This is a genomic window from Arthrobacter sp. 05T47, from assembly GCF_056395825.1.
The window spans coordinates 1-16255 of sequence record NZ_JBFTKG010000011.1 but is presented as its reverse complement, the minus strand read 5'-3'; the positions used below and the strand labels follow the sequence as shown (position 1 = coordinate 16255).

14 protein-coding genes are annotated in these 16255 nt (G+C 68.3%); 7 read left to right on the top strand and 7 right to left on the bottom strand.

Translation table 11 applies throughout. The annotated features are described in order from the left end of the window. The first annotated feature begins 5 nt into the window (after positions 1-5). Together AC1DEY_RS10025 and AC1DEY_RS10020 are read left to right on the top strand one after the other, a co-directional pair. Entirely contained in the window at positions 6-836 is an 831-nt protein-coding gene (locus AC1DEY_RS10025; RefSeq protein ID WP_476867899.1) for an urease accessory protein UreD, read from the top strand. Continuing rightward, positions 836-1891 carry a HoxN/HupN/NixA family nickel/cobalt transporter gene (locus AC1DEY_RS10020; protein ID WP_476867807.1) on the top strand — a complete coding sequence of 352 codons (1056 nt, stop codon included), beginning with the start codon at positions 836-838 and terminating at the stop codon, positions 1889-1891. The genes AC1DEY_RS10025 and AC1DEY_RS10020 overlap by 1 nt, the downstream gene beginning before the upstream one ends. Here the strand turns inward: AC1DEY_RS10020 and galK are convergent, their stop codons facing one another. The 6 genes from galK to AC1DEY_RS09990 all read right to left on the bottom strand — a co-directional run bounded on the left by galK (position 1892) and on the right by AC1DEY_RS09990 (position 9838). Further along, on the bottom strand, positions 1892-3064 hold the full coding sequence (gene galK / locus AC1DEY_RS10015) for a galactokinase (RefSeq protein ID WP_476867806.1): 1173 nt from the start codon (positions 3062-3064) through the stop codon (positions 1892-1894). After that, positions 3061-4200, bottom strand: coding sequence for a galactose-1-phosphate uridylyltransferase (gene galT / locus AC1DEY_RS10010; RefSeq protein WP_476867805.1), 1140 nt, complete (start codon positions 4198-4200; stop codon positions 3061-3063). The genes galK and galT overlap by 4 nt, the downstream gene beginning before the upstream one ends. Positions 4201-4230: 30 nt before the next feature. Further along, positions 4231-6396: an alpha-galactosidase gene (locus AC1DEY_RS10005; protein ID WP_476867804.1), complete on the bottom strand. Its 2166-nt coding sequence runs from the start codon at positions 6394-6396 to the stop codon at positions 4231-4233. 120 nt (positions 6397-6516) lie between these two features. Continuing rightward, positions 6517-7890 carry an ABC transporter substrate-binding protein gene (locus AC1DEY_RS10000; protein ID WP_476867803.1) on the bottom strand — a complete coding sequence of 458 codons (1374 nt, stop codon included), beginning with the start codon at positions 7888-7890 and terminating at the stop codon, positions 6517-6519. 53 nt (positions 7891-7943) lie between these two features. Further along, entirely contained in the window at positions 7944-8870 is a 927-nt protein-coding gene (locus AC1DEY_RS09995; RefSeq protein WP_441409120.1) for a carbohydrate ABC transporter permease, read from the bottom strand. Between the two features lie 11 nt (positions 8871-8881). Then, positions 8882-9838: a carbohydrate ABC transporter permease gene (locus AC1DEY_RS09990; protein ID WP_441409119.1), complete on the bottom strand. Its 957-nt coding sequence runs from the start codon at positions 9836-9838 to the stop codon at positions 8882-8884. 171 nt (positions 9839-10009) lie between these two features. Between AC1DEY_RS09990 and AC1DEY_RS09985 the strand changes: the two genes are divergently transcribed. Both AC1DEY_RS09985 and AC1DEY_RS09980 read left to right on the top strand, forming a co-directional pair. After that, positions 10010-11275: a Gfo/Idh/MocA family protein gene (locus AC1DEY_RS09985; RefSeq protein WP_476867802.1), complete on the top strand. Its 1266-nt coding sequence runs from the start codon at positions 10010-10012 to the stop codon at positions 11273-11275. 1 nt (position 11276) lies between these two features. Continuing rightward, positions 11277-12326 carry a LacI family DNA-binding transcriptional regulator gene (locus AC1DEY_RS09980; RefSeq protein WP_476867801.1) on the top strand — a complete coding sequence of 350 codons (1050 nt, stop codon included), beginning with the start codon at positions 11277-11279 and terminating at the stop codon, positions 12324-12326. A 36-nt stretch (positions 12327-12362) separates the two neighbouring features. Here AC1DEY_RS09980 and AC1DEY_RS09975 read toward each other — a convergent pair whose 3' ends face one another. Next, complete coding sequence (locus AC1DEY_RS09975; RefSeq protein WP_476867800.1) at positions 12363-13055, bottom strand: GntR family transcriptional regulator; 693 nt, start codon at positions 13053-13055, stop codon at positions 12363-12365. 107 nt (positions 13056-13162) lie between these two features. On the opposite strand from AC1DEY_RS09975, the gene AC1DEY_RS09970 reads away from it, so the two are divergent. The 3 genes from AC1DEY_RS09970 to AC1DEY_RS09960 all read left to right on the top strand — a co-directional run. Next, positions 13163-13921 carry a LamB/YcsF family protein gene (locus tag AC1DEY_RS09970; protein WP_476867799.1) on the top strand — a complete coding sequence of 253 codons (759 nt, stop codon included), beginning with the start codon at positions 13163-13165 and terminating at the stop codon, positions 13919-13921. Between the two features lie 112 nt (positions 13922-14033). After that, positions 14034-15371 (top strand): MFS transporter, encoded by a 1338-nt coding sequence (locus AC1DEY_RS09965; protein WP_476867798.1) that lies wholly within the window; start codon positions 14034-14036, stop codon positions 15369-15371. A 198-nt stretch (positions 15372-15569) separates the two neighbouring features. Continuing rightward, a partial coding sequence (locus AC1DEY_RS09960; protein WP_476867898.1) for a 5-oxoprolinase subunit B family protein occupies positions 15570-16255 on the top strand: 686 nt, incomplete at its 3' end.

Sequence of the window (16255 nt, the reverse complement as noted above, 5' to 3'; positions counted from 1 at the left end):
CCGTGATGGGTCACCTTGAGCTTCTGGTCGCCGATCGGGCAGGACGTTCGGTGGCCACGCATCAGTACCATCGCGGGGCTTTAAGGATTTTGCGGCCGCATTACCTGGATGASTCCGGGCAGGTTTGTTATGTSCTGGTGAACCCGGGCGGGGCCTWTYTGGGGGCCGACCTCTATGTGATTGATGTGGAGGTGGCGGAYGGGGCGAAGYTGCTGCTCGCGACGCAGTCGGCCACCAAGATCTACCGGACTCCGGGATCTTTTGCCGAGCAGCGGATGCGGCTGCGGCTGGGGGAGGGGGCGCGTTTGGAGCTCGCCCCGGACCAGCTGATCGCCTACCGGGAGGCCAGCTACCGGCAGAATACCCACGTGACGGTGCGGCCGTCGTCGAGCCTGATCATGGCCGAGATTGTGACGCCCGGGTGGTCKCCGGACGGGGCCTCGTTCCGCTACGAGGAGCTGCGGCTGCGGACTGAGATACGGGTCGAATCCGGGGAAGCGGCCGGGCTGCTGGTCCTGGACAACGTGCTCCTCCGCCCYTCSCTGGCCGAYGTCACCGGCATGGCGTTCATGGAGGGATACAGCCAYCTGGGGTCACTGATTGTSGTGGACCCGCGGGTGGACCAGGAACTTGCCGATGAACTGCACGGGATCATGGCCGGTTACGGTGCCCATACCGGCATTTCGCTCACCGCCAGCATGCTGGGAACGGCCGGGTTGGTGATGAGGTCGCTCTCSAACAGCACGGAAGAACTGMGGCGGGTTGCGGGAGCCGCCACCACCTTGCTGCGGAAGCGCTGGTACGGCCAGGAGCCKCTGGATTTGAGGAAATACTGATGGCCACGATCGGGCAGATGGCGGCCGTGTACCGGCGGCGKGCGCACCTGCCGCTGCGGACGCGGCTCCTGGTGACCTTCGGTGCGGTGGCTGCGCTGCATGCTGCCGCCGTCGTRCTCCTGGKCTCCRGTGCGGCMGGMGGCGGACAGCCGCTGGGGSTCGGGCTGGTGCTGACGGCATACCTGGCAGGAGTGAAGCACAGCTACGACTGGGACCAYCTCGCSGCGATCGACAACTCCACCCGCAAGTTCGCGGCCGAGCACCGCGATCCGGTCAGTGTGGGCTTCGCGTTCAGCCTKGGCCACAGYTCCGTGGTGGTCCTCGCCGGCGTGCTCGTGGTCGCGGGGGCCTCGCTGGTGGGCAGCTTYATGGAGGAGGGGACTGCCGGAAACCTGCTGCTGCGGATCATCGGCAGCKGCGTRTCGGGGCTGTTCCTGCTGGYCMTGGGCGCTTTCAACGGTTCGGCGTTCCTCCGGACGCTGAAGATTTACCGCAGTGCACGCGATGGTGCCTCSATCACCCACGAGGAYCTGGCCGCGAGGGGCYTGGTGGCCCGGCTGCTCKCGCGTCCGCTGGCCCGGGTCMGGCATCCGCGGAACATCTWCGTGATCGGGTTCCTCTTCGGMCTGGGMTTCGACACCGCCWCCACGATCGGTCTGCTGGTCATGRCGACGGCGGCATCMCTGGCCGRCGTCTCACCGCTTGCCCTGATGGCGCTTCCGCTGGCGTTCACCGCCGCCATGACGCTGTGCGACACCGTCAACGGCGTGGCCATGATGCGGATGTACCGCTCKGCCCTGACGGATCCGCGGCGCAAACTCGGCTTCAATGCCGCCATCACGGGCATTTCTGCCGTGTCCGCCCTCTTCATTGCGGTCCTCACCCTGGGCGGGGCCATGCATGAGGTGTTCGGCCTCGGAGACCCCCTGGCCAGTTGGCTCGGGTCCGTGGAACTGGGCGACGCCGGCCTGCTGCTGGTGGCGCTGCTGATGTCCGCCTGGGCCGCGGCAGCGCTGCACGGACGGACATCCGCGCGTGCCCGCTACGGGCGCTGATTACAGCCGCCGCGCCCCTTCTGCCGGAAGGACAGCGAAGACGTCCGGAGCCGGCAGCCCGCGGGCGGTGAAGCGGGCAAGGACCGCGGACCTGGCCCGATCGGCGTCGTCGACGGGAACCAGGGCGATAGCCGAGCCGCCGAATCCGCCACCTGTCATCCGTGCACCGATCGCGCCGTTGGCGCGGGCGGCCTCAACGGCCAGGTTCAGTTCGGGGCAGGAGATCTCGAAGTCGTCCCGCATGGAGCGGTGGCTGGCGTCCAGCAGTTCCCCGATGGCCAGCGGCCCGCGGGTCCCGAGCAGTTCCGCCGTCCGGGCGACCCGTTCGTTCTCGGTAACGATGTGCCGGACCCGGCGGAAGGTCACGTCGTCGAGGATGCGCCCAGCCCTGGGCAGGTCTTCGGCGCCGAGATCCCGAAGGGCGCCCACGCCCATTTCCCGCGCACCCCGGACGCACGAGGCCCGGCGATGGGCATACCCGCCGCTGGCGTGGGCGTGCGAAACCTTCGTGTCAATGACCAGGCAGAGAAGCCCGGCCTCCGCCAGGCCAAGCGGCACAGCGCGGGAGCTGAGGTCCCGGCAGTCCAGGTAGACGGCGCAATCCYTGGTGCCGAGCATCGAGGCSGACTGGTCCATGATGCCCGTGGGCGCACCGACCACATTGTTTTCGGCACGCCGGCCGATGTCCGCCAATTCGGGGCGGCCCAGGCCTGCYCCGGTGAGATCKGACASGGCCAGGGCSACGGCGCAYTCCAGGGCGGCGGAGGAGGACAGCCCGGCCCCGACCGGYACATCGGAGGACACGAACAGGTCAAAGCCRGGGACCGTGATGCCGGCGCGTTCCAGTTCCCAGGCCACSCCGGCCGGATAGGCGGACCAGCCCGCGGCCTGGTCCGGGCTGAACGTGTCGAGATCGAATTCGACCGGTTCGGCGCCCGGGAACCCGGAGGCCAGCCGCACGGTGCGGTCCGGCCGGGCTGCCAGGGCCACGGTGGTGCTGCGGTCGATGGCGAAAGGCAGGACGAGGCCCTCGTTGTAGTCGGTGTGCTCGCCGATCAGGTTGACCCGCCCCGGCGCCTGCCACACGCCGTCGGGGYGGCGGCCGAAATGYCTGGCGAAGGCTCCGGTCAGCGCCTCCGCCGGGGCCGTCCGTGTGCTGTTGGTGGTGGTCATGCCGTTCCTGTCCTGGCGTCCCGGAGCCGTGCGGCGACTTCTTCGGGCGTGGTGTCGTTGATGAAGGCGCCCATGGCRGCCTCGGAGCCGGCCAGGAACTTGAGTTTGTTGGCRGCCCGCCGGGGCGAGGTGAGCTGCAGGTGCAGGTAGCCGGAYCGGCGCAGGACCGGGTCAACGGGGGCCTGGTGCCAGGCGCTGATGTACGGCGTCGGGCTGCYGTAGAGCGCGTCAAAGCGGCCCAGGAGGTCCGGRTACAGGACGGCGAGCTCGTCGCGCTCGGCGCCGGTCAGCGCYGCCAGGTCCGGAACCTGGCGGTGCGGAACCAGRTGGATTTCCAACGGCCAGCGGGCCGCGAACGGCACATAMGCGCTGAAGAATTCGCCCTCCACCACCATCCGGGCGCCGTCGGCGCGTTCGCCCGCCAAAATACTCCCGGTCAGGGTGGCCGTCCCGCCSGCCGCYTCGTGGAACYGCCSGGCGGCCGAGGCCATSACCGCGGCCCGSGGYGTGACATAGGGGTAGGCGTAGATCTGGCCGTGCGGGTGRTGCAGTGTCACGCCGATGTCCTSGCCGCGGTTCTCGAAGCAGAACACCTGYGCCACSCCCGGMAGSGCRCTRAGCGCCTCGGTCCGGTGCGCCCAGGCGTCGATCACCGTGCGAACGCGCCGGCTGCTGAGYGCGGCGAACGTCCCCGTGTGCTCGGGCGTGAASGCCACGACCTCGCACCGGCCRCCGGCGATTCCGCGGGTKCCCCAGCCCGGCGCTGCCGGGGCAGCGGCGAATTCCGGGCCGAGCGAGGGGAAGCGGTTTTCAAACACGGCGACRTCGTAATCCGCCGCCGGGATCTCCGAGGGMCGCGCCTCGGTGCTMGGGCACAGCGGGCACTCGTCCGCCGGCGGCAGGTGGGTCCGGTGTTGCCGGTGGGCGGCGACCGCCACCCAGTCCCCGGTCAGCGCGTCGTACCGGATTTCCCCGGCGGGTGCGCGTTCGGGGAGTTCGCGGCGGTCCCTGGACSGGCGCTGCCGGGGACGGTCGGTGTCGTCGAAATACAGGAGTTCGCGCCCGTCGGCGAGCCGCGTACTGGTGACCGCGGACACCGACGCCGGGGCGTCGCTGCGGCTGATGATGCTGGTCATGGGGTTCCTTCAGGGGGTGGAGCCGGGCGGTCAGAGGGCCTGGACGTGCAGGAGCAGGGCGTGCTCCGGGTTCAGGACCGGCAGGGGCAGGCCGACGTGCTGGAGGAAGGCGCCGGTGGCAACGGCCCCGTCTTCCAGCCAGGCCGGMGGCTGGATCTGGGTGAAGGTGTGCGCGTAGTCGCCGTCGAGGGGCGTGGGCAGTTCGGCCCGGACGCGGTAGCTCCGCTTCGGGTCAAGGCCCGGCAGCGAGGCCAGTCCGGGGACCTCAGTCGGGGAGGACGCCAGSGACACGGCAGCGAACAGGGCCTCGCCGGCGTCGTGGGCGACCACGCCGTGGACACTCAAGGTGGGCTCGGCGGTATCCGCGTTTACCCGCTTGCCCGAATGGATCAGGGCGCGGTGGCGCTTGTACAGCGCAATCACGCGGCGCAGGGTGGCCCGCTCCTCGTCCGTGGCCGCGCGGATGTCCCACTCCATGCCGAAGTGGCCAAAGAGTGCGGTGATGGCGCGGAAGGAGATGTCGTGGGTGCGTGCCGTGGTGTGCGAGGTGGTCGGTCCGATATGCGCCCCGACGAGTTCCGGCGGCAGGATGGCCTGGGTCCAGCGCTGGATGGTCTGGCGTTCCAGGGCGTCGTTGCAGTCCGAGGCCCACACGCGGTCGGTGCGTTGCAGGATGCCGAGGTCCACGCGTGCCCCGCCCGAGGAGCAGCTTTCGATCTCCACGTCCGGGTGTGCTGYCTTGAGCGCGTCGAAGAGCCGGTAGGCCGCGAGCGTCTGCTCGTGGACGGACGGGCTGCCGCCGCGGCCGTGCTCRGTGAGGTCGCGGTTCTGGTCCCATTTGAGGTAGGCGATGTTGTTTTCGCGCAGCAGGGCGTCGAGGCGGCCGTAGATGTACTGCCAGGCCTCCGGGTTGGCGAGGTCCAGGACRTGCTGGTTGCGCCAGGTGTGCGGGAGCCGGCCGCCGTCCTTGTAGGAAAGCGCCGACGGGCCCACGAKCCACTCCGGGTGCTCGCGGGCGACGTCGGAGTCCAGGTTGACCATCTCCGGCTCCACCCACAGGCCAAACTCCATGCCGTGGCCGGTAACGGCGTCGATCAGCGGCGTGAGGCCTCCGGGCCACAGACCCTCGTCGACGAACCAGTCGCCCAGGCCGGCGTGGTCGTCGCGRCGSCCGCGGAACCAGCCGTCGTCGAGGACGAAGCGTTCGACGCCGAGCCCGGCGGCCGATTCGGCGAGTTCCAGCAGGGGTTCGAGGCGGTGGTCAAAGTAGACCGCYTCCCAGGTGTTGAGCACCACGGGGCGCAGYCGCCCGGAGGTGGTGTCCACGTGCTGCGGGCGGGCGCGGAACCAGTCGTAGAAGGCCTCGGTGATGCCGTCCAGKCCCTGGCCGGAGTAGGCGGCAAAGAGCGACGGCGTSCGGTAGCTGCCGSCGGGGTGGAGCACCACTTCGCCGGAGCCGAGCAGTTCCGTGGCGCCGAGCATSCGCCGGCCGTCGGTGAGGCTGTCGAGGTACTGTTCGTGGTTGCCGCTCCAGCCCAAATGCGTGGCCCACACCTGTCCCCGGCGGTTGGAGAAGCCGGCGGTCCCGGCTGCCACCAGCAGCGAGGAATCGTGGCCGGTCCGKCCATGCCGGCCGGTGCGGACCCAGGTTCCCTGCTGGACGGCGTGCCGCTGCGGGTGGTTTTCRCGGCACCAGCGTCCGGTGAGGTCGAGCAGTTCCGTGGCGTCCCGCGGCACCGGCAGCACCGTRGCCAGTTCCTCGAGCTGGTATTCGGCCGTGCCGCTGTTGGTCAGCGTGTGCGCCAGTTCGAGGAGGCCGCCGGGGTGGAGGGTGAGCTCCGAGGCGACCTCGAGTCCGGCCTCGGAATCCCGGTGGATGATCAGCACCCCGCGGCCGCCGTCCTGCACCYGGGCGGAAACCACCCGCAGGGCCGGCGAGAAGTCCTGGCCGGGGCGGCCGTCGGTGGTCCGGTGCCCGCGGAGGCCYGGGCGTCCGGCCCAGCCGGAGGAGGYCTGCGGRAGCAGCCCGGCGGTGACSGGGATGTCGAGGGCGGAGTGGGGGACGGGCCCCCGGAGGATCGCCAGATCGGGGAGGTGTTCGCCGAGGTCGGCGCCCCAGTGGACGATCTCGGCCTCGCCGGAGTCGAAGGCCAGCAGGAGGCTGGTGCCGGCAGAACGCAGGTGCACGGGGTGCATGGGATTCGCTTTCAGTAGTGCGGAAGTCAGGTGCTGGTGCGCGGGATCCGGCTGGGGACCCCGCGCACCGGGCGCCGCAGTTGCCGGCGGCTGTGGCTTCAGAGGCTTACTTGAACAGGCTTACTTGTTGAAAAGTGAGTTGACCTGGTCGTTGGCCTGCGAGAGGGAGCTGGCCGGCTGCTTGCCGGAGACCACGGCGTCCATGGCCGGCTTCATGATGCCGTCCACCTTGGCCGCCTTGTCGGCGATCGGGAACAGGAAMGTGGTGTCTTCCTTGACCTGCTGGGTGAASGGGGTCACGTCCACGCCCTTGGCYTTGAAGGCGGCTTCGGCCTTGTCCGAGGAGGTTGTGATYGCGGGGAACACCACGGCCTTGGAGGCCACGACATCCTGGCACGCGGCGGAGCCCAGGTACTCGGCRAACTTCACGGCAGCAACGGGCTTCTTCGTCCCGGACCACACGGAGTCGGCCAGGCCGTTGAACATGGAGGACCGCTTGCCGTCGGGGCCGGTGGGGGTCGGGGCGATTCCGACGTTGACTCCCTTGTAGCCGGTGTACTGGCCGATCATCCACGAGCCGTGRGCGTTGATGACAGACTTGCCGGCGGCGAAGGTGTCCGCCATGCTCGCACCGACGGTGGTTTCGAGCTTGGGCATGTAACCCTTCTCCGCCATGCTGGCGAACCAGGCGATGGAATCCTGGAACTTGGGGTCGTCRTAGTTGAAGTGGGTGCCCCAGGGRTTCTTGTCCGTGTGGGTCCATCCGGTGGTGCCGGTCAGGTAGCTCCACTCGGTYTGGCCCTGGCCGGAGCCGGAGCTGTTCAGGCCGAGGCCGTAGACGGCGACCTTGGTCTTGTCGAAGCCGGCCTCGTCGCCGCGCTTGCCGTTCTTGTCCACGGTCAGGTGCGCGATCGCCTTTTCATAAGTGCCGCCGTCCTGCGCGTTCCAGCTCAGGCCCTTCATCTGTTCATCGGTGACTCCGGCGTCGGCGGTGAGCTTCTTGTTGTAGAAGAGGGAGATCGTGTCCCAGTCCTTGGGCAGGCCGTAGCGCTTGCCGTCCTCGCCCACCCAGAGATCGGCRAGGCCCTTGTTGTACTGGGCGAGGTCGACGTGATCGTTCGCGACGGCRTCGTCCAGGGCCAGGAGCTGTCCGGTCTTGGCGAATTCGGGGTACTTGGCCAGGTGGTCGGTGAAGACGTCCGGGGCGGTGCCTGCGACGAAGCCGTTGGTCAGCGTGCTCCAGTAGTCGTCCCAGCCGCGCTGGGTGATCTTGACGGTGATGTCCGGGTTGGCCGTGTGGAAGTCATCGGCGCACTGCTGGTACGCCGGGAGCTGGTTGGCGTCCCAGAGCCAGTAGCTGATCTCGCCCTTGGCTTCCTCGCCGGAGGCGGCTGAGGCGCCTCCGCCGCTTCCGCAGGCGGAGAGGGCTAGGACAGCGGCGGCCGCGGCGGCGAGGGCGCCGACTGCCTTCTTGCCGGATGCTTTCTTGTTCATGCTGGGGGTCCTTTCGGGACGGTGKATCTGGGGTGGGCTTTTGGGATGGGGTGTTATTTGATGCCGGAGAAGCCGATGGAGTTGACGATCTTCTTGCCGAAGGCGATGAAGAGCAGCAGGACCGGCACGGCCGAGATGAGCGTGGCGGCCATGAGGCCGGACCAGTCCGGGGCACCCTGGGGCGACTGGGACTTGAAGACGCCCAGGCCGACGGTCAGCACGCGGACGTTYTCCTGGTTGCCGACCAGCAGCGGCCAGAAGTATTCGTTCCACTGCCCAATGAAGGTCAGCAGCGCCAGGGTGGCGAGCGGGGCCGCGGCGTTTGGCAGCACAATCTGGAAGAAGATGCGCACGTGCTTGGCGCCGTCGAGCATGGCGGCCTCTTCCACTTCCCGGGACATGTTCAGGAAGAACTGCCGCAGGAAGAAGATCGCGAASGGGGTCATGAAGAGGTAGGGCAGCACCATCCCGAGCATGGTGTTCAGGAGGCCAAGGTTCTTGATCAGCAGGAAGTTGGGCAGCGCGGTGAAGATCGGCGGCACCATCATGGTGGCCAGGAACAGGCTGAACACGGCGTTGCGGCCGCGCCAGCGCAAGCGGGAGAAGGCGTAGGCGGCCATGGCGCTGAAGAAGACGGCGCCGGCGGTGGTGATGCCGGCGAAGATCACGGTGTTGCGCAGGTAGATCCAGAAGTCGATCTTGGCGCCGGAGCCTCCCTCCGCCATGGCCTCCTGGGCGCTYTGGAGGCCGAAGACCCGYTTGTACGCACCAAGGTTGAAGTCGGCCGGCAGCAGGTTCGAGGCGTTGGAAGCCAGGGCGCTGTTGGTGGACAGCGAGGTGCGCAGCACCCAGTAGAAGGGCAGTACCGAGACGGCGACGGCGAGGACCACGAGGGCCCAGGCTCCGGCGCGCCGCCAGTTGAAGCGGCGGCCGGTGATTCGGCGGGACTTGGCGGGAATGGCTGAAGTGGCAGTAGTCATGCTGGGACTCCTTAGTCCAGGTCCGACTCGTTGCCCTTGAGGAACTTCATCTGGATGAAGGCCACCAGGGCGAGGATGACGAAGAGGATGACAGCRAGGGCCGAACCGTAACCGAAGTCAGACTCCGTGAAGGCCCGCTGATAGATGTAGTACTGCAGGACGCGGCTGGCGTTGATGGGGCCGCCCTGCGTGGTGACGGCGACGGTGTCGAAGACCTGGAACGAGCCGATGACGGTGACGATCAGGACGAGTACGACGACGGGCCGGAGCAGCGGCATGGTGATCTTCCARAAGGTCTGGAGGGGTGAGGCGCCGTCCAGGTTGGCSACCTCATACAAGCCCTGGGGGATGGCCTGGAGGCCGGCGAAGATCAGCAGGGCCGTGTAGCCCATGTGSCGCCACGTRTTGATCAGGGCCTGGGTGGGGATGGCCCATTCCTCGCTGCCGAAGAAGGCGACGCGGGGCAGGCCGACGGCGTCGATGAGGTTGTTCACGATGCCGATCTGGTAGTCCAGCAGCCAGAACCACAGGAGCGCGGCGATGACGTTTGCCATCAGGTAGGGCAGCAGCAGGCTGCCGCGGATGAAGGTCGATTTGGCGACCCGGTGCATCAGGAGGGCCAGGCCCAGGGCCAGGACCGTYTGCAGCACGATGTTGATCAGGACGTACTGGGTGGTGACGCCCAGCGCGTTCCAGAACAGKGGGTCCTTGGCGATGGCCGCATAGTTGGCGCCGCCGATCCACTTTGGCGTGCCGAGGATGTTGTATTCGGTGAAGCTCAGGTAGAGGCCCCGGATGCTCGGYACAAGGTAGAACACCACGAAGCCGAGCATCGCCGGGGCGATGAAGAGCAGGGCAACCTTCAGGTCGGTCCGGGGGCGGCGACGGCGGCGGGGGGCAGCATTGCCCGTTCCCGTACCGGTCGCCTTGCGGGCCGGGGCGGCTCCGCGGGCAGTTGTGGTGGTCATTTGTGGTTCCTCCGCAGTTACGTGGATGCTGTGACGTGGATTACAACTGAGGCCTGAATCTACACGAGTAACTTTCCAATGCGCAACCGTTTCCTTAATGTTTCCGGGCGGAAAACATTCCCCCACCACCAGCTATTGACTCGAGTAGAAACTGGTGTGAAACTTGCGTGCATGACGTTCTCACTAGGCATTGTTGGCGCCGGCCAGTTCGCAGGCGCATTCGCCAAACTCTTCGACGCCCACCCCGCAATTTCAGAAGTCCACGTCACCGACGTCCTGCCGGAACGGGCCGAGGCCCTCCGGGAGCGGCTCGGCCTGGCCGGGACCTATCCCAGCTTCGAGGCCATGCTCGACGGCGGCGTGGACGCCGTGGCGATCTTCACCCAGCGCTGGACGCACGGGCCGCTGGTGCTGCAGGCRCTCCGCGCCGGCAAGCAYGTCTACTCGGCGGTGCCGATGGCCATCAGCGAGGACGAAATCGCCCGGATCATCGASGCCGTCCGCGAGACGGGGCTGACCTACATGATGGGCGAGACGAGCTACTACAACCCCGCCACGGTATACGCCCGCAAACGCMGGGCCGARGGCGCGTTCGGCCGCATYTTCTACGCCGAGGGCGACTATGTGCACGACATGGACCTGGGCTTCTACGAGGCCTACCAGTACAGCGGCGGGGAGGACTGGAAGCGCACCGCCAGCTACCCGCCCATGCTGTACCCGACCCATTCCACCGGCGGGGTGCTGGGCGCAATCGGMGGCCACGCCGTCAGCGTCAGCTGCATCGGCGTCCCCGACGAGCGCGGCGACGGCGTGTTCGACAARGAYGTSAGCATGTTCGGCAACGACTTCTCCAAYGCCACCGCGCTGTTCGARCTCTCAACCGGCGGGTCCATGCGCATCAACGAGATGCGCCGCGTCGGCTACCCCTCCCACCTGCGCGAAAGCCGCTTCCGGTACTTCGGCACCGAAGCCAGCTTCGAGCAGCTGGCCACGGTCAGCGTGTGGCAGGACAAGGAATCAGTGACCGATGTCAGCGCCGAACTGGCCACCGGGGCCACGCTTGCGGCTGACGATCCTGCGCTGGCCGASGTCGCACCGGCCCTGCGGGACGCCTTCAGYTCCGGCCTGGCGCCCGTGCACGACGCCGGCCGGCTTCCCGCCGAGTTCCGCGGACTTCACAACGGGCACGAAGGCAGCCACCACTTCCTGGTRGACGATTTCGCCACCGCCGTCGACACGGGAACGCTGCCGCCGGTGAACGCCTGGGARGCCGCCCGCTACACCCTCCCGGGGATCGTGGCGCACGAGTCCGCCCTCCGCGGCGGGGAGCGGCTGCCCGTGCCGGACCACGGCGACGCCCCGGCCAGGCTGCACGCACCGGGATCCGGCCGCGAAGCATCAGTTGGGGAAGGMTTTGCCGGGGAACTCCGGCGGTAGCATGGTCACTGTGCCACACYCGCCAGCCTCCGCCAGGCCCACGATCACCCGCAAAGACGTGGCCCGGCTGGCTGGTGTCAGCACCGCCGTGGTCAGTTATGTGGTGAACGATGGCCCCAAGCGGGTCTCCCCGGGGACGGCCGCGAAAGTGCGCGAGGCCATCAGTGCCTTGGGGTACCGGCCGAACGCCGCGGCGAGGGCACTGAAACTGGGCTCCAGCGAGATGCTCGGCATGGTGGTTCCGGACACCACCAACCCCTTCTTCGCCACCCTGGCCCGCGCCGTGGAGGAAGCCGCAGCGGCGCGCGGCTATGCGCTGCTGCTGGCCAACTCGGGCGGCTCGGCGGCCAGCGAACGCCGCCAGGTCAAGAACCTCGCGAGCCGCCGTGTGGACGGCGTCTTCCTCTCCAGCGTGCTGTTCGAACCCGACCTGACCGAGCTTGAGCATTCGGAGATCCCTGCCGTGCTGCTGAACCACAGCAGCGAGGTGCCGGGCTTCAACTCGGTGGGCGTGGAGCTGCAAGAAGGCTCCCGGCGCGCCGTCGAGCATCTGGTGGGCCATGGCCACTGCAAGATCGCGCTGGTCATGGGCATGAATGTCGGCAATGACCTCGACGGGCGCGAGATCGGGTGGCAGCAGGGGCTCGCGGAGGCCGGGCTCCCGGAAGGGCCGATTGTGCGTTGCGACTTCGACCGCCAGGGCGGCTACCGCGCCGGGCAGCGGCTGCTCGCGGCCGCGGAGCGGCCCACCGCGGTGTTTGTCAGTTCCGATCTGCAGGCCGTCGGCCTGCTGCGCGCAGTGCAGGAGGCCGGCCTGCGGATTCCYGAGGACCTGGCCGTCTTCTCCTTCGACGGCTCGGCYGAGGCGGAGTACAGCTGGCCGCCGCTGAGCACGGTCGCGCAGCCCGTGCAGGCCATGGCYGAGGCCGCCGTCGAGGCGCTCATCGACTCCGACAGCGAGTYACCCACCAGGAACAGGACCTTCCCCGTGGACCTGGTCCTCCGGGCGTCCTGCGGCTGCGTGCCCGTGCCGGCRGCGCCSGCAGYGTAAGGTCCGGGCTGCTGGTTCACTCCCTGTAGGGCAGGTTCACTCCCCGTGGACGGCGGCCTGGCGCTSCTCTGACCGGTCCAAATAGGCCAGCAGCAGCTCGCCGGCGCGGTCCAGATCCYCCGMTTCGAGGGCCTTGCAGATTTCCTCGTTGTCCGGCAGCCAGCCGCGGTAGAAGTGCGCGTCCAGCGTGGCCTTGTGGAAGAACAGCCGCATCTCGGCCAGGACCTGGGCCATGATCGTATCCAGCCGCCTGCTGCCCGCCARGGCCACGATGGCGCCGTGGAAGTGCTGGTTGGCGCTGCCCAGGGCCTCTTCGTCGTTGGCGGCTGCTGCAGCTTTGCCCTCTTCCACGGCCGCGCGGACCGCCGCCACGCGCTCGGGGCTGCCGCCGCCGCGGATCGCGCTGACTTCAATGGCGCGCCGGACCGTGTAGACGTCGTGGATGTCCCCGGCCTCCAGGCTTGCCACAAAGACGCCCCGGTTCGGGTGCCGCACCACCAGGCGTTCGGCCGCTAGCTCGGCGAAGGCCTCGCGGACGGTGTTGCGGGAGACGCCGAGGTCTTCGGCGATGGTTGATTCCGTGAGCCGGGCGCCCGGCAGCAGAATTCCCTCGGCCAGCTGCAGGCGAAGTTCGGCCGCCACCCGGTCCGCCACGGAGGGAACTGCCACGCGCAGCCGTGCCGCGGCCGCGCCGAGGGCTGATCCGGCAYCTGCATCGGGAGTCGTCATAGTGCCGAATCTACACGATCGTYCCAATGTTGAATCGTCGGATTGTTGAACAATCCGTGAAAATRWTGCATCCTTGGTAGGGGGCTATCATGAGACGAGGATCACAAATGGCAACCATTGACCTAAACAGCGACGTTGGCGAGTCTTTCGGACGCTGGACCCTKGGCGACGACRCGGCGATGTTCCGCTCKGTGTCCAGCGCAAACGTGGCCTGCGGATTCCACGCGGGTGACCCCAGCGTTATCCGCCGGACCTGCCGCGAGGCGGTCGCCGCCGGCGTCGTGATTGGCGCCCATGTCGGCTACCGCGATCTCGCCGGCTTCGGCCGCCGCTTCCTGGACATCGATCCGGTCGAATTGGCGGACGACGTCGTCTACCAGATCGGCGCTCTGCAGGCGCTGGCCGCCGCAGAGGGCGGCACGGTCCGGTATGTGAAGCCGCACGGCGGGCTCTACAACGCRATTGTCGCGCACACCGGCCAGGCGAAGGCCGTCGTCGACGCCGTAAAGTCCGTTGACCCGAACCTGCCGATCCTGGGCCTGCCGGGCTCCGAAGTGCTCCGCCTCACCGAGGCCGCCGGCCTTCGCGCAGTCACCGAAGCCTTCGCCGACCGCGCCTACAACCCGGACGGCACATTGGTATCCCGTACGTTGCCCGGAGCCGTGCTGGAGGATYCCGCTCTCGTCRCTGAGCATGTCCTCCGGATGGCCACCGATTCCGCCGTCCGCACCATCGACGGCTCCATCCTGAAAATCCGCGCSGAAAGCATCTGCGTGCACGGTGACTCCCCGGGAGCCGTCACCATGGCCGCCGCAGTACGTGRGGCGCTCAACGCCGCCGGAATCGAAACCGCMGCGTTCGTCTAAGGCACTTGCCTTCGTCCCGGCCGGCGTTCACAGCATCGTGCCGGACCCACCCCGTATTTACCGCTGGCTCCACCCCAGCAACAGGCAGCACCCGCACACCTGGAGGAAAACCATGACCACACCGCAGCAGGCCACCCCGGCCGCCAGCAAGAAGAGGATGCCRCCCGGCGCCCTYAAGGCYTACRTCGCSAGCCTCACCGGCACSTCGCTGGAGTACTACGACTTCGCGATCTACTCCGTGGCCTCGGCCTTGGTGTTCCCCAAGGTCTTCTTCCCCGGTAACGACGAATACGTCGGGCTGCTGCTGTCCTTCTCGACCTTTGCGGTGGGCTACCTCGCCCGTCCCATCGGCGGCGTGATCTTCGGCCGGCTCGGTGACAAGATCGGCCGCAAGCAAGTCCTCGTGACCACCCTGCTGATGATCGGCATCGCAACGGTGGTGATCGGCGCGCTGCCGGGCTACGCCACCATCGGTATAGCCGCACCCATCATCCTCGTGCTGCTGCGCCTGGCGCAGGGCATCGGCGTCGGCGGCGAGTGGGGCGGAGCCGTGCTGCTCTCCAGCGAATTCGGCGACCCCCGGAAGCGGGGTTTCTGGTCCTCGGCCGCGCAGATCGGTCCGCCCGCCGGCAACCTGATGGCTAACGGCGTCCTGGCCATCCTCGCYGCGACGCTCACCGACGAGGCCTTCCTCTCCTGGGGCTGGCGCGTGGCCTTCCTCGCCTCGGCCCTGCTGGTGGGCTTTGGCCTGCTRATCAGGCTCAAGCTCGAGGAAACCCCCGTCTTCAAGGCCATCCAGGCCMACGGCGARGCGCCCAAGGCCCCCATCAAGGAGGTCTTCACCAAGGAACCCCGCGCTCTCGTGTCCGCCGCCCTGTCCCGCATCGGCCCGGACGTGCTGTACTCCCTGCTCACCGTCTTCATGGCCGTCTAYGCCACCAAGCAACTGGGCATGACCACCAGCAACGTACTCAGCGCCATCCTGATCGGCTCCGCCTTCCAGCTGGTCCTGATCCCCGCGGCGGGCGCCCTCACGGACCGGATCAACCGCCGCCTCGTATACGGCGTCGCCGCCGTCGGAACCGCCCTGTACATCCCGCTGTTCTTCGTCATGATCCAGGACAAGTCGGTCCTCACGCTGACCATCGGCATCGTGATCGGGCTGGCGTTCCATGCCTTCATGTACGGCCCGCAGGCCGCYTACATCACCGAGCAATTCCCGGCCCGGCTGCGCTACGCCGGCAGCTCGCTTGCTTACACCATCGCCGGCGTGTTCGGCGGCGCCATCGCACCGTTGGTCTTCACCGCCCTCTTCGCCTCCAGCGGCAACTGGTTCCTGATCGCCGGCTACCTCGCGGTCGCCTCGATCGTGACGGTGATCGGGCTCGYCATCGGGCGCAACCCGCATACCGACGAAGAAGAACGGCTCCTGCAGGAAGCCCACGCCTGACCCGGATCCGGTTCAGCGGATCCTGTCCACCGGCACAATTCCACCGGCAAAATTTCTCCGGCACAATGAGTGAGGCACCTCGTGATTGAGACAGCAGGGGAAACCCCCAAGCTAGAGAACGCAGCAGTTCAAGAGGACACGGTTCAAGAGCACACGGTTCTAGAGCACCCAGTTCAGAAGGTCCGCTCCGTGCGGGCCGTGGGAACACGCGCGGTCCTCGCCGAGCTCTCCGGCACGCAGGACGTGCTTGCCCTGCAGGCGCTACTGCKGGAGAAGCCGCTGCCGGGCCAGCAGGACGTGCTGGCCGCCGCCGAGACCGTCCTGGTCACGGCCGATTCCCCGGCCTCGGCCCGGCGTATCGCCGCCCGGCTGCTGCAGCTCGATCTCACCGCACCGGTGCAGCGCGACGGCGAGCTGGTGGTCATCGAYACCGTGTACGACGGCGAAGACCTCGCCGAAGTCGGCCAGCTCACCGGCCTTGGAGCCGAGGGCGTGATCGCCGCCCATTCCGGCCAGGTCTGGACCGTGGCCTTCGCAGGCTTCGCGCCCGGCTTCGGGTACATGGTGGGGGAGAACCAGCAGCTGGAAGTGCCCCGCCGCACCTCGCCGCGCACGGCCGTCCCCGCAGGCTCCGTGGCGCTGGCCGGGAMCTACTCGGCCGTGTATCCGCGGCGTTCCCCCGGCGGCTGGCAGCTGATCGGGCGCACCAGCGCCAGGATGTGGGACCTGGACCGGGAGCAGCCCGCCCTGGCCGCGCCCGGCCACCGGGTGCAGTTCCGGCCGGTCCGGGACGCGGTCACCCTCGGAACCGAGTCCGCCGCGGAGCCGGTGGCACAGCCAGCCGCGCAGTCTGGCGCTGAACCTACGGTCCACAGCGCCGGCGC